Annotated in this window: 14 protein-coding genes; 2 read left to right on the top strand and 12 right to left on the bottom strand. The window is 69.3% G+C overall.

Annotated features, from left to right (window positions below):
• Positions 1 to 10 precede the first annotated feature (10 nt).
• From OG764_RS41285 to OG764_RS41250, 8 genes are read right to left on the bottom strand one after another with little or no spacing between them, the layout of a single operon-like run.
• Entirely contained in the window at positions 11 to 592 is a 582-nt protein-coding gene (locus OG764_RS41285) for a hypothetical protein (protein ID WP_266448938.1), read from the bottom strand.
• Positions 585 to 2297 (bottom strand): type IV secretory system conjugative DNA transfer family protein, encoded by a 1713-nt coding sequence (locus OG764_RS41280; protein ID WP_266448940.1) that lies wholly within the window; start codon positions 2295 to 2297, stop codon positions 585 to 587. The genes OG764_RS41285 and OG764_RS41280 overlap by 8 nt, the downstream gene beginning before the upstream one ends.
• Position 2298: 1 nt before the next feature.
• Complete coding sequence (locus OG764_RS41275; RefSeq protein WP_266449118.1) at positions 2299 to 3849, bottom strand: type VI secretion protein; 1551 nt, start codon at positions 3847 to 3849, stop codon at positions 2299 to 2301.
• The gene (locus OG764_RS41270) at positions 3849 to 5381 is read right to left on the bottom strand and encodes an SCO6880 family protein (protein ID WP_328973922.1); all 1533 of its coding nucleotides are present in this window, start codon (positions 5379 to 5381) and stop codon (positions 3849 to 3851) included. Before OG764_RS41270 ends, OG764_RS41275 begins: the two co-directional genes overlap by 1 nt.
• 3 nt (positions 5382 to 5384) lie before the next feature.
• Positions 5385 to 7496 carry a hypothetical protein gene (locus OG764_RS41265; RefSeq protein WP_328973921.1) on the bottom strand — a complete coding sequence of 704 codons (2112 nt, stop codon included), beginning with the start codon at positions 7494 to 7496 and terminating at the stop codon, positions 5385 to 5387.
• Positions 7486 to 8256 carry a hypothetical protein gene (locus tag OG764_RS41260; protein ID WP_328973920.1) on the bottom strand — a complete coding sequence of 257 codons (771 nt, stop codon included), beginning with the start codon at positions 8254 to 8256 and terminating at the stop codon, positions 7486 to 7488. Before OG764_RS41260 ends, OG764_RS41265 begins: the two co-directional genes overlap by 11 nt.
• The gene (locus OG764_RS41255; RefSeq protein WP_328973919.1) at positions 8256 to 8570 is read right to left on the bottom strand and encodes a hypothetical protein; all 315 of its coding nucleotides are present in this window, start codon (positions 8568 to 8570) and stop codon (positions 8256 to 8258) included. The genes OG764_RS41260 and OG764_RS41255 overlap by 1 nt, the downstream gene beginning before the upstream one ends.
• A complete protein-coding gene (locus OG764_RS41250) occupies positions 8567 to 9091 on the bottom strand; it encodes a hypothetical protein (protein ID WP_328973918.1) in 525 nt (174 codons plus the stop codon). The genes OG764_RS41255 and OG764_RS41250 overlap by 4 nt, the downstream gene beginning before the upstream one ends.
• Positions 9092 to 9825: 734 nt before the next feature.
• Here OG764_RS41250 and OG764_RS41245 point away from each other — a divergent pair.
• Together OG764_RS41245 and OG764_RS41240 are read left to right on the top strand one after the other, a co-directional pair.
• Positions 9826 to 10923, top strand: a complete 1098-nt coding sequence (locus tag OG764_RS41245) for a peptidoglycan DD-metalloendopeptidase family protein (protein WP_328973917.1) — start codon at positions 9826 to 9828, stop codon at positions 10921 to 10923.
• Between the two features lie 44 nt (positions 10924 to 10967).
• Positions 10968 to 11657: a hypothetical protein gene (locus tag OG764_RS41240; protein ID WP_328973916.1), complete on the top strand. Its 690-nt coding sequence runs from the start codon at positions 10968 to 10970 to the stop codon at positions 11655 to 11657.
• A gap of 15 nt (positions 11658 to 11672) precedes the next feature.
• On the opposite strand, the gene OG764_RS41235 is transcribed toward OG764_RS41240, so the two are convergent.
• Genes OG764_RS41235 through OG764_RS41220 form a run of 4 tightly spaced genes read right to left on the bottom strand, consistent with a single transcriptional unit; the run spans position 11673 to position 17772 of the window.
• Complete coding sequence (locus tag OG764_RS41235) at positions 11673 to 12803, bottom strand: hypothetical protein (RefSeq protein ID WP_328973915.1); 1131 nt, start codon at positions 12801 to 12803, stop codon at positions 11673 to 11675.
• Entirely contained in the window at positions 12787 to 13605 is an 819-nt protein-coding gene (locus OG764_RS41230) for a thiopeptide-type bacteriocin biosynthesis protein (RefSeq protein WP_328973914.1), read from the bottom strand. Before OG764_RS41230 ends, OG764_RS41235 begins: the two co-directional genes overlap by 17 nt.
• Before the next feature lie 22 nt (positions 13606 to 13627).
• A complete protein-coding gene (locus OG764_RS41225; protein ID WP_328973913.1) occupies positions 13628 to 14872 on the bottom strand; it encodes a lanthionine synthetase C family protein in 1245 nt (414 codons plus the stop codon).
• Positions 14869 to 17772, bottom strand: coding sequence for a lantibiotic dehydratase (locus OG764_RS41220; RefSeq protein ID WP_328973912.1), 2904 nt, complete (start codon positions 17770 to 17772; stop codon positions 14869 to 14871). The genes OG764_RS41225 and OG764_RS41220 overlap by 4 nt, the downstream gene beginning before the upstream one ends.
• Between the last annotated feature and the right edge of the window lie 9 nt (positions 17773 to 17781).

Here is a 17781-nt window from a genome sequence, read left to right as displayed (position 1 = left end):
GCCGGTCGCGTCAGGCGCTCTTGCCGGTGCCGGCTTCCTTCGCCTTCGCCTTCGCTGCGTCCTCCACGCGCTTCGCCTTCGCCATCCGGCCGACCTGCTCCTTGGCCGGATGGGAACGAGGCGAGTCGAGGAACGGGCGGTCCGCCTCGCCGAGCCACTGGTCGAAGGCCTCCGCCATCGAGTAGGACTGAGGCGGCGGGTCGATGTGCTTGGTCTGGCAGCTCGCGCTGTTCAAGCGGGGGAGCAGGGCGTACAGCTCCTTGATCCAGTCGAGCTCAGCGCGGGTGCTCAGCTTGGTCGGATCACCCGCGTAGGTGCGGACCCAGCCGATGAAGAGGGCGCTGAAGTGCTCGATGAGCCGGGGGTGCCGGTACCAGCAGCGGGCTACCTGACTGCGCAGATCGAAGGTCTCCACGAGCCAGTCGACCCACGTCACCAGCTCCTCCAAGCGCTGCTCGCGGTCGGCGGGGTCCATGTCGGCCCACACCCAGCGCTGAGGAGCGTCCGGCTGCTCTTCGGGCAGATCCTCGGACGTCTCTTGTGCGGCGTCCTCGTCCGAAGCCGGCTGAATGGTGTCGGTGTCCTCAGCCAACGGGGGCCTCCAAGGCAGTGGTGATGTCGTCCTTCGACAGAGAGACCGAACCGGCGGGGCGCGCCAGCCATGCCTTCAGGTCGGCATCGCGATAGGTCAGGCGCAGGTTGACGCGCAGCGGCCGCTCGTTGAAGTACACGGCGATGGCCGTGAGCTTCGGGATCTCACGCAGTTCGTGCACGGGCACCAGGTCGGTCTCCACGACGCTCGTTGATGTCGAGGCACGACCGGAGCCGCCGGAGGAGCGGGAGGTGCGCTCCGCGTGTTCCTTGCCGAGCAAGTAGTTGAAGTAGCGGATCGTGTCATCGTCGGCGAGTCCCGGCAGCAGCATCCGAAGATGGGAGGCCGACACCACCGTCTTGGCGCCCTCGGATCCCACCCTCGAAGCCAGCTGAGCAAGGTCGTGCCAGATCGTCAGCAGGGCGATCCCCATGCCCCGGCCGGTGGTGAGGATCGTCGGCAGCTTGGGGTACCGCAACACGTTGCCCGCCTCGTCGACGAACAGCCCCAGGGCGTTGTTGAGGGGCTCACCGGTCTGCTCGAACCGGTTCTCACCGGCGTGGATGACGGACGCGATGATCGACGTGAACAGGGGGGCGAAGCGCTCCGCGTTGGTGGGCGAGGCGACCAGGATGATCGTCCCGTTGTCGTCCAGGACCTGCTCGGCCGTGAAGTCCGTGGAGGCGGAGACGTCCCGGATCTGCTGAGACCGGTAGACGGCCGCGATGACGTTCAAGGTGAACTGCACCGAGCCAGCGCCGTCCTTGTGGAGCTGGAGCCACGGCTGGGCGTAGTCGAGAGCGACTTCCGGGTACGTCGGTTCGAGGATTGCCCGAACGTGGTCGACCGCGTCACGGCCCAGGGCGAGCCACTCGCGGAAGCGGTTGATGCCGCCGCCGGAGAGGTTCGCAGCCAGCAGCAGCCCGGCCAGGATGGCGCGGGCCTGTGCGATCCACGGCTCGGCCCGCGGGTCGTACGCCTTCTGTGCAGCCTCCGCCATCCACTCGGCCATGCGCTCCGCCGACTCCGGATCGGTCGCGTAGTCCACTGGCGACCAGTGATGCGTCTGCACACCGGGAAGGCCGGCAGGCGCGATCACGTACACCGGCCCGAGGGCCTGTCGGCTGGCGTAGATGGCCTTGAGATCAGCGGCCTTGGTCGTGGTGATCACGGCGGGACCCCGCCATTCGGCGGCGTTGCCCAACAGGAGGCCGGTGGTTTTGGCGCTGCCGGGCGGGCCGAAGGCAACCACAGAGGCGGCGCGCTCAGTGACCGCGAGGATCCTGTTCGTCAACTGCCCGCGCCCCGCGGTCATACGGTCCGGACGCTCCTCCGGCTTCTCCGCCGCGGCCATGACCTTCTCGGTCTTCTTGCCGCCCCACTTGGCGCCACCAGTGTCCTTGCGGCCGCCGAAGCGGATCACGAGGGCGACGACGGCGGTGACGAGGAGAGCAGCCAGCAGCACGACGAAGGTCCAGAAGAGCCAGCCGGGTGGAGCAGGCTCATAGGCGGAGCCGGGGCCCGAGACGATCGACCAGACGACCGTCTCGGGCAGGCTTCGGGTGGGCGCGGGCCATCCGTTCCCAGACAGGACGCCGGCCAGCTGAGCGGCCACGAGCACGATGGAGCTGAGCGCGATGACGAGCCCCAGGCCCGCAGCCGCCAGCATCGTCCCGTCGTCGAGGCCCCCGTCCTTCTGCGCCATGTCACATCACCATTCGCTCGTCGGTTTCGAACAGGCTCTTCTCTGTCTTGGACAGAAGCAGCTGAACGGCGTGACTACCGCCCGCGCGGCCGACCTTCCACAAGGCGCGGCCTCGCTGCCCGGCGCCCCAGCCGCCGATGAGGGCGCATTCGGCTTCCGTGAGACCGATGGCTTCCTTGGTCAGGTTCAGCGGTTTGGTGTCCTGCGCCAGCTGAATCCTGGTGTCACATTTGGCGATCAGTTCCTTGGCGATAGCGGATGCCTCCTCACCCGCCGCGCCGAGGGCCTCGAAGTCGGCGAGCGAGTGGGTGGCCAGGAGCTGGATGGTGCCGGACGCCCTGCTGAGGCGGAGATCCGCATCGATCTTCCTGACCATCGCGGCACCGCCGCTCTGGATCTGGCGCCACATCTCATCGCGCACCACGATCCACGGCCGCCCGGGACGGTCGATGGCGGCCTGGGCCCATGACGAGACACATGTCAGGACCATGGCAACCGTTTCGTCGCCGTAGTGCTGAAGGGAGGCGATGTCGATCGACTGGATCGGCGCTTCCCAGTCCAGCTCAACGCTGGTCTGCTCGTCGAACAGGCCGCCCAGATGCCCGTGAATCATCGTGCCCAGGGCGGCCCTGATGGGAGCCATGTGCTCCCGGGCGGTCTGCACGTCGTCGCCGCGCACACGAAGTTCCCGGGCCATGGCCTCGGAAGGGTCCTTCAACTTCGCATAGACCATCGGAAGGGTCGGGGTCGCCAGGGTGCTCTGTCCGTGCAGCTCTCCGGTGACCTCTCGCACGGCGATGTCCAGGCACTCCTCTTCCTGGGGGATGAGGAACCGTTTCAGCTGAAGTTCGAGCAACGCCTTCAGCAGGGTGAGCCGTCGGCGGTGGATTTCCTTCAGGCGTGCCGTCAGCTCCGCCGGGTTCGAGATCTTGTCGAGGTCCGCGCCCAACGGGCCGGCGTCCAAGGGGTTGAGCCGACCCGACAGGCCGGGACCGAGCCGTACCGGCTCCACGCCCAGGTGCCGGCACAGCTGGGCGTACTCGCCCTTGACGTCACCAGCGATCAGCAAGCGCATGCCCAGGACCATCAGCCGGAAGCCGAGTGCCTTGATGTGCGCGGACTTTCCGCTGCCGGGCACGCCGGTGATCATGATGTTGGGGTTGGTGGTCAGGCCCTCCTTCACCCAGCCCGAGGGATGGGCGCTGAAAGCCTGCATGGTCATGGTGTCCCAGCCGATGTAGACCCCGATGGGAGGCAGGCTGGCCCCGTGCAGGAACGGGAAGATTCCCGCCGCCGCTCCGGTGTGGGCGCGGAAGGCTTCCGACTTCACAGGCGAGGCAGCCCTGCCGGCGTAGGGCCGGTTCCACCCGAGCTTGGGGGCGACCCGCATCACGGTCGCGGGGTCTTCGAGCAGCCGGGAGCGCCGCAGGTCGCGGGCGCTGAGCTGCGGCCCGGCCGAAGGCTGAGCCTGTTCCAGGTCGAGGAACTCGCTCAGCGGAGCCGCTTCGAGCACGGTGTCGTTGCGGCGGCGCCGCACGAAGGACAGAGCCATCAGAAGATCCTCCGTTCGGGAAGGCCAACGGCCAGGGGAAGCGCAGCCGCAGCGAACCCGGCGTCCATCCCGCCCCACATACGGCGCACCTCGATGCCGGCGGCCGACGCGTCTGCCTGAAGCTCAGCGCACGCCGTCTCCAGCTGCTCATAGTCGGTGACCGTCACCGCGATCAGCCCGGTGAACCGGGCCACTCCGTGGCCCGCCGCCCTGGCGCGGTCCTGCTCCCGCGCGGTCACAGCCTCGCGGCGTTCGTCCTCGCTCTCTGATCGGCCCGTCTTCGCCCTGACCTTGCGCGCGGTGTCGCGCTTGGTCTTCTCCTTGGCCAGTTCCCGGCGGGCCACTGACGGGCCGATCGGCTCGAAGACCAGCGAGAGAGACCGGCGGGCGTTCTGCCGAGGCCGGAGCAACGGCTGCATGAAGGTCGCGAAAACGTCACTCTGCGGCCAGTTACGCACCTGGTAGGAGACGGTGTACGCACCGTCGTGCCGGTAGACGCTCCATCCCGTCTCAGCTGCCGACGGGCCTGCCAGGGCGGGGTCGACTCCCGGTGGGGTGCCCTGCCAGTCCGCGTCACGAGCGGCCGCGTTACGGTCGGCGAATTCCAGCTGGGAGTGCGGGTCATAGGCGGTACGGATGACCTGTGCCACCTTGCGGGGCGTGAGCCACTCGGTGACCTGGAGACCTGCTGAGCTCAGGGAGCCCTGCATGGCGTTGAGCTCGCGGACCAGCACCGCGGCGGCGCCGATCTGACCACCGCCGGCCCCCTTGATGGCCAGGCGGGCACGGCCAGCCGACAGCGATATCGCGAGGTAGGTCTCCCGGATCGTCGCCACGGGGCCCGCGGACATCATGAGCTCCGCCAGGGACTCCTTGGCAACGTTCGGTGCCCCTTCCGCCGTGTGCCGTGCGGTGAACGCGCGCAGCGCTGCTCCGTCGTCGGGCAGCGAGCGCTGGTGCACCGCGATTCGGACGATCGGCGAGTCCTCTTTGCACTGAGCGCGGAGGAAGGCGGCCCACCCGGCCACTCGCGCGTTCTGACGCTCGTTGTCGATCAGGGCGAGGCCGGGGAACGTGATACGGGCGACCGCTGTGTAGGTGTTCGCGGTCGGGTCGAGCACGACACCGATCTGGCCGCCCTGGCCGTCGGCGGCGTCGAGGATCCGCAGTCGGGCCAGGGGGCCCGGCAGATCCATCGGCTGATCGCCGGTCTTGGGGTTGCGGGGGGCGAAGGCCCCCGAGAGGAACAGGTTCTTCTTTGTCGCCACGGAGATCTGGTGCCTTACTGCGAGGAGGAGCCACTCGTCAGCCGTCAGTCCCAGCACCCGCCCGTAGGCGAGGCCCAGGAGGAGCGCGGAGAGAGGCAGAGCGATCAGGAGCGCCGACCAGCTGCGCTGGTAGATCGGCGCCAACGAGATGACGGCCGCGGCCGCCACGAGCGTGAACCCGACGCCCGAGAGGTTGCCGATGACGCCCATGCGCTCGGCCTGCCAGCCGCCATAGGTGGCGGGTCGTTCGGTGTTGGTGGACATCGGTCAGCTCCCTTCGCTGTCGGACTCGGTGGGACGGGGCCCGTTCCAGTTGGCTGTGCTCGCATTGACAGTGGATGGCTCCGGAGCAGACGCCGGCGCCGACGCAGTGGGAGACGGATCGGCGGCGGGCGCCGGGGCCGGAGACGGGTCGCCGATGGGTGTCGGCGCAGACGATTCGCCGACATCCGTCGGTGCCGGAGACGGGTCGCCGACGGCTGTCGGGCCGCTGTCCGAGGCCGTCGGCGGTTCCGACTCCCCCACGGGGGACGGAGCAGGCTCCGGGGTGCCGCCGCCTTCCTCGCCCTGCGCGGGGGCCTCCGGTTCGCTCTCCTGAGCCGTGCCGGAACTGCGCGGGGGGATCACGGCATGGCGGCCACCGCTTGCAGCCGGGCCAAGGCCCGCGTTCGCCGCGGTGTTCTGAGCTGTGGATTCGAGGGTGTCCTTGCCAGCGGCGGCAAGCTGAAGCCCGAGCCCGATCGGCCCGGCAACGGCGCCGCCGACTTGCTTCAAGCCAGCTCCGGCCTTGCTCAAGAAGCCACCTCCGCTCGTGCCGTTGGACCCGCTGCTTGCGACGTTCGCGTTGTCCTCTTCCAGCGCCTTCGTGTATCCCGCGCCGCCGCCTACGACTCCCGCTCCGCCCGGAGCGGGCTGGTAGCCGCCGAACATGCTGGACATGGAGCTGCCGACCGAGCTGATGATTCCGCTGGCTGTGGAGTTGCCATCGCCATTGCTGGTGAAGACCATGAACCGTGCGAGGACGGGCCAGGAGAACCCGGCCACCACGAAGATCATGAAGCCGACCAGGACGTTCTTGACGCCGCTCGCGTCGGTCATGGCTCCGAATCCGATGCCGAAGCACATCACGATGACCGGCTTCGTGAGGATGGTGGCGATCAGGGCGTTGCGCGCCTTGGGCCACCAGTCACGAGTGGAGTCCGCCATCTGGCCGGCCAGGACGATCGGCATGGAGACCACCAGGATCATGATGGCCGCCTGCCGCATCATCATCTCCACCCACAGGGCGGCGATGGCCAGGATGCACAGGATGCCGACCACGATCACCACACCGACGGCGTTCGCCAAGAAGCCGGAGCCGGTAACCAGCGCACCGCCCGCGGCCGCGGCTGAGCCGCCGCCCACCGTCAGTCCCGAGAACAGCTTTCCGAGCTGCGTGGACATCGCCTTCTGGGCATCAGCCTCGCCGCTGCCGCCGCCCTCGAAGCTGTAGTTGATGATCCAGGTGGACAGTTCGTCGGACCAGTCCAGCGCCACCTGCGTCGCCGTGAGGTAGACGGCGAGGATCGCCGCCCACTTCACGAGCCCCGACGCAGCAGTGACAAACGGGCCGCCGTCTTGGCTGATGGCGACCTTCCCCGACTGGATGATCAGCAGGAATACCGCGATCACGGCCGACAGGGAGAGCGAGATGCCCAGCATCTTGCTCATACCGGTGTCAGCCAGATTGATCGTCGACCACGAGTTGAAGGCGTTGGCGAAGGCTTCCAGAAGCCACACCACGGACTCACCGATGTACCGAGCAGCCTCCTGGAGCGCGTCGGACGCCATCTTGGAAATCTTGCCGCCGACCCAGTCCAGCACATCCTTGGCAGGCGGCGTGAAAATGTCGGAGTGGTCCCGGTTGCCCAGTTCGAGGCACAGCTTGAAGGGCTTGTGCTCCTTCTTGACGCAGTTGGTCAGGAACTCCAGCTGCTTCTCGTAGTTGCCGCCGGACCCGTCCTTCTTGGCGTTCTTCTGCCACTTGGCGAGGGCCTTCTCCTCGAACGCCTGCTTCTCCTCCTTGGAGCAGACGTCACTCGCTGAGCCGTCGGCACCCTCACAGATGCCTATGGTGCCCGGCTTCTCGCCGCCCTGAAGGTTGCAGTTGTCGTACTCGCCGAGGATGCAGTAGTTGCCCTCCGGGGTGAGGCCCCACGCCTGGCCGCCCTCCTCCCACTCCTTCGGCGGGTCCTTGGGCGGTCCCCAGTTGACGACCTTCGCGTTGGGGGGAACGACGTCATCGGCATAGGCAGCGGGCGCTCCCGCGCCGCTCATCCCGAAGGTGAGCAGCAGCGCCAGGAGCAGGAAGACACCGCGGACAAGAGGGTTAGTTCGCATGGTCCACCCGCAACCAGCCGTCCTGACGGGCCGGCACGCTCGTGGGGTCGTAGGACACCGGGAAGGTGCGCAGCTTCACGTACTGCGGCTCTTCGGTGATCCTCCACTCACCGTCCTGCCACTTCATGATGATGTCGGTGGACTGGTCCTTGAACGGATCGTCGTCCCCTCCGCCGTCGGGCTTGGTGGCGTACCGGTCGTACTCCAGCCAGATCTGCACCACGCCGCCGTCCTTCGTCAGGGACTTGCCCCGGACGGCTTCGACGACGGTCGAGAAGGTGACCCCGGCGGGTGCCGGGCCGGACGGAGGCAGCCCTACGCCCTCACGAAGCGTGCGAACCGCGCTGACCTGCTTGTCGATGGTTTGGGGCGAGTCCGGTGAGACCAGTACCTGAAGCTGCCGGCGTGCCATTGCGTCGTCGAGCCAGGCGTACTCCTCCCAGTAGGCGACGGCGGCCGAGATGGCCCCCATGCCGTTCTTCGGGAAGCCGAGGGGAGCGCCGTCCTGGCTCTTCTTGGGCTTCAGCAGCTGCACGGCCTTGGCCTTGCCGGGCGTCATGCGGTTATCGCCGCCCGCAGACGACGTCGGGGAAGGCGTTGGCGACTGGCCAGCAGTGCTCTCTCCGCCCGGGCTGGTGGAGTCGCCCGTCAGGGTGTTCACCGCGAGGTACCCGCCAGCGGCGAGAACGCCCACAGTCAGCACGGCTATGCCCGCCAGGCGCACACGGGCGAGCCGTGCCTTGCGGTCATGGGTATCCATCAGTTCCCACCGCCCTTGGCGGCGTTGTAGAACAGCATGACCAGGCTGCTGGCGACGGCGAGGCCCATGCCGCCGACGAGGCTCCAGATCACGGACTGCTTGCCGCGGGTTGCGAGGTTGGAGCGTTCCGTGCTGTGGCCGATGCCGATCATGGACCACCCGAGGACCTGGCCCAGGACGGCGAGGGCGACGCCGATGCCGGCGGCCCAGCCGAGGACCTGGCCGGTGATGCCCTTCAGTGCGTCGGGCAGGGCTGGGGTGAAGGCGGGGACGATATCGGCAGCGAGGTGTACGTGCTCGGCTATCTGGCTCATGCGGGTACCTCTGTGTGAGTGGGCTGATGGGCTATTCGGTGGTGCGTCTGCTCGGGCGAGCGGTTGAACGGGGCGGGTTGTTCTGCGATGCCCAGGTGGGTGCCCCACGCTGTCTGGGCGGTCTGGAGGACGGCGCGCGCCAGCGCGGTCGCCGCCTGGGTGGTGCGCGGTCGCAGCCGGGTCATTTCTCGCAGGCCGGCGGCCCGTAGGGCCGCGTCGTACGGGACGGGAACCACGGCGGCCACGCGCGGAGCGAGCATCGTCGAAGCTGCCTTGACGACGGGAGGCTGGCGGTCATCGGACTGATCGACCAGGGCGATGACCAGGCGCTTCAGAGGCAGGCCTTCAGCTTCCAGAGCGTGGACCGCCTGCTGCATTGCGTGCACTCCGGCGCCGGTTGCAGCGGCGCAGAGGATCGGCACCGCGAACGGGAGCGAGGACCAGGCGGCAGTGATGCCGCTGGTGCCCCCGCTCCGGGCGGAGACGATGTCGTGGGTGATCGGGTGAGCAGTGTCTGCCACGACGGTCCGCCAGCCGCCGATGGCCGCAAGCTGGTACCACGCCGCTGGATCCCCCGGGAGGTCGAGGGGCGGGGCGGCCCAGTCTTGATGGTCGGTCAGGACATGCCAAGCCGACTCCGGTGAAGTGCCGAAGCGAGCGGCGGCGGCAAGCACGTCGCTGCGTCGGACGGGCCGGTCCGGCGGTATGGAAGCGAGTCCGCGGCCGTGTTCGGCGCACCAGGCCGGCCACGGCGAGACGAGCCGCGGCCCCAGGTCCAGGACCACAGCTGGTCCGGCCGAAGCCATGGCACTGGCCACCAGGCCTGCCACGGTGGACCGGCCACCGCCACCAGTCCCTGGCCCCATGACCGGCACCACGAGGCGGGCGCCGTCCGGCAGAGGCGGGACGGCGGGCTGGTCTCTCTTAGCCATTCATCCCCCGTAACGCAATTGAATTTACGGACGCTAACGCTCAAGTCCGTTGGCTTACACGTGAGTCTAATCTTGCCTCCATGGTTCTATTGAGGCTCATGGGGCGTGATACCAGGTAAGTTCCCATCATGGCAGTCCGATTGGTGAAACTTCGCCCCAATTAACTTGATATCGGCAGAAGTTGCGACGGACGCTGTTGGTTGCCGGGCCGCTGTGATCCTCTTTGGCGGCGCAACCGGTCGAAGCGACCTTCGCCTGAGAGGAACGACGCGCAACGCCACCTGGGGAGAGGTCGGCGACACCAGAACGGGGGAGTGAGTCTGATGAGTCTCAAGAAGGGCATAGCCCTCGCCGCGGGCGTCGGGTTCGGCGTCCCGCTCGTCTTCGGCGTCGGCATCGTGTTCGCCGCCTCCGGCGACGACGACGGAGCCGGCGGAGGCGGGGGCGGAGGTGGGATCGTGGCTGGCGGCAAGCTGAGGGTAGGGAAGGGCTTTGTGCCGGCCAAGTACGCCGCACTCATAGAGAAGGCCGCTGCCGACTGCGATCAGGGCCTGTCTCCGGGCATCCTCGCGGCCCAGATCCAGGCGGAGAGCAACTTCGATCCGAGTGCCACGTCCTACGAGTACGTAAGGGACGCGAACGGCAACATCATCAAAAAGATCCCCTTGGCGAAAGGTATCTCCCAGTTCATTGATGACACCTGGGCATCCCAAGGCATTGATGGCAACGGCGACGGGGTGAAGGACGTACGCGACCCCGAGGACGCGATCCCGTCCCAAGGCCGCATGATGTGTGACCTCGTCAAGAAGGCAAAGAAGTACGGGCACTACAACGGCAGCCCCATCGAGCTGGCTCTGTCCGGCTACAACGCGGGGTGGGGCTGGGTCGACTACTTCAAGGGCGTCCCGCCCGCGCGCTTCGCCGAAGGGCAGACGTACAACTACGTCCGGGACATCATGAAGAACGCCGCCAACCTCACCATGCCGGACTCCGGTGGGGGGAAGCTCTCCTCCGAGGGCTGGACGCTGCCCGTCAGTGGCGCAGCCGGGACTCCCTACGGGCAGAAAGGTTCCGCCTGGTCGAGCGGCTACCACACCGGCGTTGACTTCCCCGTGCCGACGGGAACTGTGATCAAGGCAGCCGGGCCGGGAGTCGTGCACTCCGCGGGCTGGGCCGGCGCGTACGGCTACGAGGTCGTCATCAAGCACGACGACGGCAAGTACAGCCAGTACGCCCACATGGCAGGCACACCTCCGGTCCAGGCCGGTCAGAAGGTCGAGGGCGGGCAGCAGATCGGCGTGTCCGGCGAGACCGGGAACACCTTCGGACCACACCTGCACTTCGAGATCCGCACCGGCCCCGGCTACGGCACCGACGTCAGTCCGATCGCCTACCTCCGTACAAGGGGCGTGAACGTCTGACCTCGCCCCGAAGGGCACCCGAACTGAGCATGAGGAGTACCACCATGGAGAACGACCCGCTGTACCGCCCGTGGGGCAAAGTCAGCTCCGCCTTCTGGGATCGTCCCGACACCGTCACTGATACCCAGCCGGTCAGTCCACCCCGACCGACGAAGGCAGGACCGGCGCCCAAGGCCGCGCCAGAGCCCCGAACCCCGCGCAGCGCCACCACCACAGAACGGGCTGCTACGAACCCGGCGCCGGAGATACCGGAGGCGTACCGGGACGGCATCCTGTTCGTGACCTCAGCCTTCACAGCGAAGGAACCTGAGACGCTCCAGCGCGCCATTGTCGAGGCTGAACGGCTCAATCAGGCGATGACGGCCGAGTACGGGGAGCGAGACGCACGCACCATCAACGTCCGTGAAATGAGCGGTTGGTTGGCGCACCTGACGGGTCGGCATGCGGACGCGACCCGCTGGTACCTGCACACTGTCGGGTTGCTCTCGGCGCTCTTCGGGAACGGTGACCAGCGCACACGCGACTCAGCACGAAGGGCAGTAGCTACCTGGCTCGCCATCACCGATCCCTCAGAGGCCGAACCGCTGGCCCCCACCGTGCTGGCGATGGCCGTCGCCGTCGATGGTGAAGGGAGCGACACTGTGCGGGTGGTGCACCAGAGGATGGAGAGTACGAGCCGGCCGGCCGCCACAGCACAGGCCAGCACACAGCAGCCCACATCCGTCAGTACCTGAGGATCTCTTACCGCGCTAGCTACCCAGTCGTGGGGTGTCAGCCCGGGCCATGGCGCCCTCGCGAAGACTCCTGCGGATGACTTGGTCGCTGATCTCAACCGCGCCGACGAGGCCTCGGCGAAGGGGGGCGGGGAGTTCGCCGGAGCCCAAGCCGCATGCTTCGACAAGATCTTGGCAGCTCTCCAACTCCTTCTTGGTGGCCAGGGCCCTGAATTGCGGATCGCCATGTGCCTCCCGGGCCGCTACACCGTCGGAAGCGAGGGTGATGCGCCGGTGCAGGGCATGCACGATGCGATCGGCGGCCGGGCCGGTGTCGACGGCGTTCAGGGCCGCGAGAGCGAGTCGAACGCCGAAGAGCACCGTGCCCGGCTGGCTGGGGATGGCGAGGACGGTGTTCGCCAGCTCGTTCTTCTCCGACTGGTCCAGCCCCACGGTGGCGCGGTGGCACAAAGCGTGGAGGCAGGCTGTGACGGCGGCCTCCCAGGGATCACCGGGTTCCGTTCTGGCGATGAGTTCGGCGGCGGTGGCGGTCTCGCCGTTGGTGAGCGATGCCACGACGGCGATCTGCCGGCCGTCGAGCATCCGCGCGCCGATGCCCTGGTGTTCTCGGACGTGTGCGAGGGCGTCGTTCCACAGGCCGGCTGCGGTGAGGGCTCGGGAGCCGTCGGCGAGCAGAATTCGCCAGAGCCACGCTCGGACCTCCTGCCGGGCGGCAGCGGTACGGACGAGGTCGGCGGGGACGACTACGTCGGCGAAACGGAGGGCGGTGCTGCTGGTGACGGCCTCGAATAGGCCCAGGAGAAGGCCGAGGCCGACGTCGCCGTGCTGGGCACGGAGCTGGAGGCGGGCCAGGTTGACGACCGGTTCCAGGGCCCGGATCGCGGTCTCGGCGCTGAGCGGGGCCGCGTGCAGGTAGGCGTGGGCGTGCTTGTGACACAGCTCGGCTGCGAGCTGGGGGAGGCCCGCGTCGGAGGCGAGTAGGGCGGCCTGGTTGTAGACGCTCGAAGCGGTGACCGGGTTCTTGGTGTCCGCCGCTGACTGCGCCAGGGCGGTCAGGTTGCGGGTGCGTTGGGGAAGGGGGCGGCAGGTAGGCCGTGGACGGGGGACGAGGGGGAATCGGGCGACAGCCTCAGACAGAGTGGGCACGGTCCTGGGGGCTCCGCTCGGTGGTGGGGTCGGGTCCGAAGATGACCGTCTTCGCGGCGGCGGCCAGGGCGGCTTGGTCGTCCTGGGCGAGGCCAGCACGGTTCCAGGCGAACAGAACGTGATGGGCAACGACGTCGCGCAGACCGCGGCGAAGGCCGCCCGCCGCCGAAAGGCTGGTCAACTCCGATCCGGCGGCGGTGTAGGCCGCGGCCCAGTCGGAGAAGCGCGCGAGCTGGCCGCCCGCGCGCAGCATGTCCTGGGCGTCCACGGAGATCAGCCGGAGCACCGCGGCCCGGTGACGGCTACTTCCGCCGGTCTCCGGCTGGCCGCGGTGCTCGCTGACCCGGGCCCAGACGTCGCCCTGCTCGTACCAGTCCAGTCCGGCCGACCGCATGAGCAGGCTGCACAGCAGCAGGGACATCTCCCGCCTGCGGTCGTCCTCCTTCAGGAGGTAGTTGACCAGGTCGCGGCTGTCCCGGTGAAAGAGACGGTGGGCTACGTCCATGCCCTCGGGCCCGCCGAAGGCGTGGACCTCGGGCTCGTAGATGACCGCCATCCATCCGTTGATATGCCCCTCAGCCGCCAGAGCCTCCAGGGCCGGCGCGATGGGGTCGTGGCGGCCCTCGGCCGTCTGATAGCGGATGCGCCAGCACGGGCGCTTGCGGATGTGGAACCAGGTGGTGAGGTCGCCGTTCTCCTCTGCCGCGCGCAGGAGCGGGGCGAGGTGCGTCAGGGCGGAGGTTTCGGCGAGGCTCCAGTCGGCGAATGCGACGTTGGCCTGATGCCAGGTGGGCGCGGGCATGGCGAGGGCTCCCGGTAGGTGGTCAGGCCAGGGCGAGGAAGGTGTCCCAGTGCGGTGCGGGGGCGTGGTTCGTGCCGAGGGTGTGCAGGGCGAGGGCCGCGCCAGCGGCGCCGTCGAGGAGTTCGGGCTCCTGGCTGGGCCGCTTCGCCGCGGTGATCAGTCGGTTGGCGAGGTGGGGCAGTTCAGCGGCGATCCGCGTGTTGCCGGTCTCGGCGGCCATGCGCCACGCGGCTTGAAGCAGCCCGGCCATGCCGTGGCACAGGCCGATCTCGGGGAGGCGGCCGAGTTGGTACGGGTCGCGGAGGGTGGCGAGGACCGCCCGCTCGGCGGTGCGGACGCGGCCCGGATCGCGCAGGGCGAGACCGGCGAGCTGCTGGGCTCGGGCGGTCCCGCTGACGCCGTAGCACCACGAAGCCCGCGGACGGAGGTCAGGCTCGACGGTGCCGTTCGCTACTTGCTCGTGGTCGATCAGGCCGGGCCACCAGGGGCAGGACTCGTCCCCCTGGCGCCACTGGTCCATCCACGCGCACACCCGCTCGACGGCGCCGGTCAGACCGGGCACGTCCAGGCCGCGTAGCAGGGCCTGGGACATGACGGCCAGGACCGCTCCGACGCCGTGGGCCAGCCCGAAGTTCCCGTGCCCACGGGGGTAGTCGGGGTGGAGCTCGCCGGTGGTCCCCACGTTCATCCACCACGGCGGGAGCCCGGCCGGGTCGGGCAGCGGCTCAGTCAGCCGGACCAGGTACGCCAGGACCGCGGCGGTGATCTCGGCGTCACCGTGCCGGCTGAGGTGGTGCGCACCGAGCCCGGCCAGGCCGCGGATCACGTCGAACTCCTCCATGGGCGGTTGTTCCCCGGTGGCGAGGCGCTGGTGTGCCTGAGCCAGGCGGGCGCGGGTCAGGGACTCGGTCGCCGTGTCCAGGCGTTGCAGCATCCGCCGGTACCGGCCGGTCGCACTGTCCGCCCGGTGTACGAGGAAGGCCAGGGCCGGGGCGCCGAAGTACAGGTTGGCGTTGAAGGCGGCGCTGATGTCGCCGCGGACGGATTCGGCCAGCCAGCGGTGTGCCGTGTCCCAGTCGCCGTGCCCGGTGCGGGCCCGCTCGATGTGGAGCAGGGCGATGCCCGCGGCGCCTCCGGCGAGGGACTGTGGCCAGGCCCGCCAGCCATCCGGACGGCCCTTGGGCCACGCGGCGGCCGGGTCGGTGAGGGACTGGGCCAGCGTGCAGGCGGCCGTCAGCACGGCGGGCGCGGTGACGGTCACGGTCATGAAGTCCTCCGCGGTCGGGCGGTCCAGCTCAGGGCGGCGGCTCTCGCCAGGTGAAGGTGAACGCGCTCCTCGTCCAGGCCCAGGCCGTGCACCCGCACGTGGTGCAGGTGCAGCAGGTCGGCCAGCACTTCCTCAGGTCGCAGAGCCGTGCCCGCGAGGGCGCGCCGGTAGTCGGCGAGCGCCGCCCGCCTTTGGGTCCAGGCGGTGCTGACGTGCGCGTCGAGGTCTTCCAGATCGCCGGTGGCCAGCTCGATGGCCTGCCGGTAGACGGGTCGGGGTGGTGCGGCCGGCTGCGTACGGGTGCGTTCGACGAGCCACTGCATCGCTGCGTCGGTGCTCCCCAGAAGGCCGACGGCGATGTCCACCATGCTCGCCGCGGTCAGCGCGCGCGGGTCCGGCCCGGCCGCCGTCTGCATGGCGAGCTGGGCGACTGCCGCAGCGGAGTCGGCGGCGAAGCAGCCCTCGGCCGCCTCGATCGCCGTCGGGCCACCGAAGCGGGCAGTCTCCGGCAGGTGGGTGGCGACGGTGAGGTGCGTGATGAGGCCACGGTCCCTGAGCTGCCGAGCCCAGGCGCCGGCCATCTCCATGGCTTTCCCGACGGTGCCGGGCGCACAGGCCAGGCGCAGCCGCAGGTGCTCGGCCGGGTCCGCGTAGCGGATGAACCACCACCTGGGGCTGTCGAGCCGGTGTAGGAGATCGGGCAGGTGCCGGATCAGGATCGGGTCCTGCCGGTCGCGGTGTCCGTGAAGCTGGAGGTACAGGCGGTCGTCGCACCCGGGGAGCAGCCCGTGCCCCCGGTCCACCACGTGTGTGCCCGCGGTCGTGATGGCCGGGAGGCGCTGGTCCGCGGAGAGCGGTACGACGACCTCGTGCGCACGACCCCCGGCCCAGCCCAGATCCTGAGGCCGGGGTGCCGCGCGCAGCGTCACCGCGCGGTGACGGTTCAGGTGAGCACGGAGCAAGGCTCGGTGGGCGGGCTCCTCCAGGTCCAGCGGAAGGGTCTGGTCTGCCTCGCTCAGGTAGACGTGCCGCGGCACGTTGACCTGCCTGCGCCAGTCCTCCAGCGCCTTGTCCCATGCCTTCGACGGAGCCGTGGCGTCGGGGAGGTCGGCGGCGGTGAGGAGCCAGCGGGCAGGGGAGAGGACGGTGCGCCCGTAGCGGAGCGCGGGGAGGAACGGCAGCGCGGACACCGTGGTGCCCCACTGGAAGCCAGTGCAGGGGACGGCAAGTGCGACGGGGGCCTCGGCAAGGAACCGGGCCAGGGGGTGGGTGTGCCGGGTCAGGTCGACCGCGTTGAGCAGCACAGAGTGCACGGGGCAGCGCCGGGAGAGGGAGACCAGGTGCAGCCTGTCGGCATCGGCGGTGACCGCCAGATCCGAGACGGGCAGCACATCGGTGTCCGGGCCGGCGAAGTCGCCCACGGGGATCACCACCTGGGTCACCTGCGGGGTACGCGCGACGTCCTGTCCTTGGACGGACAACGGAGGAGAGCTGATCTGTGCGACGAGCACCCCACGGTGCAGGCCCGGCAGGGTGGCATAGACCTCGCTCATGCGGCGGCGGTCTGCGTCGGCCAGCACGCTGAGGAACTTCCCGGTGGTCGAGCCGGCCGACCGCGACACCCCGGTGACGTGCAGTACGAAGTCGCGCTGCGCCAGGGCCGCCAGGCTTTCTGCGTGAATCCGCACGGTCAGCTCCGCGCTCGGCTGCACCGGCCGCCGGGAGTCCACGACGGCCAGCTCTTCGATCATCGCGTCATCGAGTACGACCTCGCGGCTGCGCTCCACCGCGGCCCGGTAGGCGAGCTTGAGCAGGGCGCTCGTCCGGTCCGGCAGAGGTGCGGGCACGGGGTCGGTGGTTCCGCGATAGCCGGGCGGATAGCCGAGCGCGTCGATGGCCTCGTACACGGGGACGACCGCGCGCGGCCCGTACCGGTTCAGGAACCGGTCGTGCCACTCCGCCCAGCCACGGAGTGCATTCCGGGGTGCCAGGCGGGACAGGGCCCGTGCTGCGGCCTCCGCCTCGCGGGCCACCGCCTCAGGGATCGTCAGGTGCCAGTCGACGCGCAGGTCGAATGCTGGCCGCGGTGTTTCGGCCAGCCCCGGGGTCTGAGGCGGCACGTACGCCGTGGGGAGGGCGGAGAGCTCGGCGAAAGGATCGGCGGCCGTCATCGGCGAGCGCAGGCTGGAGAGGAGGACGCGTTGCTCGACCAGGCCCGCGAGGAGCTTGTCCACCGCAGCCGTGGAGGCGCGCGGGTAGGCGCCGGATAACCGTGCTGCGAGAGCGTCCCACCCGATCGGAGACCGGGCGCCTGCCAGGGCTTCACGGACCGGGCCCGTCAGGCGGATGCGTACGTGGTCCGGTGCACTGTCCAACCCGGTAGGTGGGCGGTGCTCGATCACCACCTGCCCGTCGTACTCGACGGCGAGCGCGGAGGTGAGCAGCAGGAGATGGGGACGGAGCTGCGGATCGGCCTCGAAGCGCGCGACCAGCGCGTTGACGGCCACCGATTCCGGCTTGGCGACGGCGCGGTGCCCGCTGCCCACGACCAGGCCGGGTATCGGGCCGTAGCGGGCGGTGTTGACGCCGGCGAACAGCCCGAAGGGAGTGGCGCGCCCGCTCGCGCGCAGGAGGTAGCGCATGACGGCAAGCACTGTGCGGCGTACGTCCTCGGCAGGAAGGGGCCTGCCCTCCCTGATTTGCCGTACGCGGTCCGCCAGATCGGGGCTCGCCGCTGTGACGGCTGCCGAGAAGCCGTCCGTCGTCCAGACCTGATGCAGCCAGGCCCGCCACCCCTCTGATCCGGTATCCGGGCCGGTGAGGTCCGGCCAGATCATCCGGTGGCCAGGGTCGTTCCACGCGGACGCCCGGACCGCCGCCGCGTCGACAGCGCGATACACATGCCCTCC

The organism is Streptomyces sp. NBC_00239 (assembly GCF_036194065.1).
Taxonomy (GTDB): domain Bacteria; phylum Actinomycetota; class Actinomycetes; order Streptomycetales; family Streptomycetaceae; genus Streptomyces.
Note: the sequence above shows the minus strand (reverse complement) of the source record. Positions and strands in the feature narration are given on the sequence as shown.

Bases quoted from the DNA above. Each gene is read 5' to 3' on its own strand.
- OG764_RS41280 (WP_266448940.1), bottom strand. From the start codon at position 2,297: ATGGCGCAGAAGGACGGGGGCCTCGACGACGGGACGATGCTGGCGGCT.
- OG764_RS41260 (WP_328973920.1), bottom strand. From the start codon at position 8,256: ATGGATACCCATGACCGCAAGGCACGGCTCGCCCGTGTGCGCCTGGCG.
- OG764_RS41230 (WP_328973914.1), bottom strand. From the start codon at position 13,605: ATGCCCGCGCCCACCTGGCATCAGGCCAACGTCGCATTCGCCGACTGG.
- OG764_RS41270 (WP_328973922.1), bottom strand. From the start codon at position 5,381: ATGTCCACCAACACCGAACGACCCGCCACCTATGGCGGCTGGCAGGCC.
- OG764_RS41245 (WP_328973917.1), top strand. From the start codon at position 9,826: ATGAGTCTCAAGAAGGGCATAGCCCTCGCCGCGGGCGTCGGGTTCGGC.
- OG764_RS41265 (WP_328973921.1), bottom strand. From the start codon at position 7,496: ATGCGAACTAACCCTCTTGTCCGCGGTGTCTTCCTGCTCCTGGCGCTG.
- OG764_RS41225 (WP_328973913.1), bottom strand. From the start codon at position 14,872: ATGACCGTGACCGTCACCGCGCCCGCCGTGCTGACGGCCGCCTGCACG.
- OG764_RS41275 (WP_266449118.1), bottom strand. From the start codon at position 3,849: ATGGCTCTGTCCTTCGTGCGGCGCCGCCGCAACGACACCGTGCTCGAA.
- OG764_RS41255 (WP_328973919.1), bottom strand. From the start codon at position 8,570: ATGAGCCAGATAGCCGAGCACGTACACCTCGCTGCCGATATCGTCCCC.
- OG764_RS41240 (WP_328973916.1), top strand. From the start codon at position 10,968: ATGGAGAACGACCCGCTGTACCGCCCGTGGGGCAAAGTCAGCTCCGCC.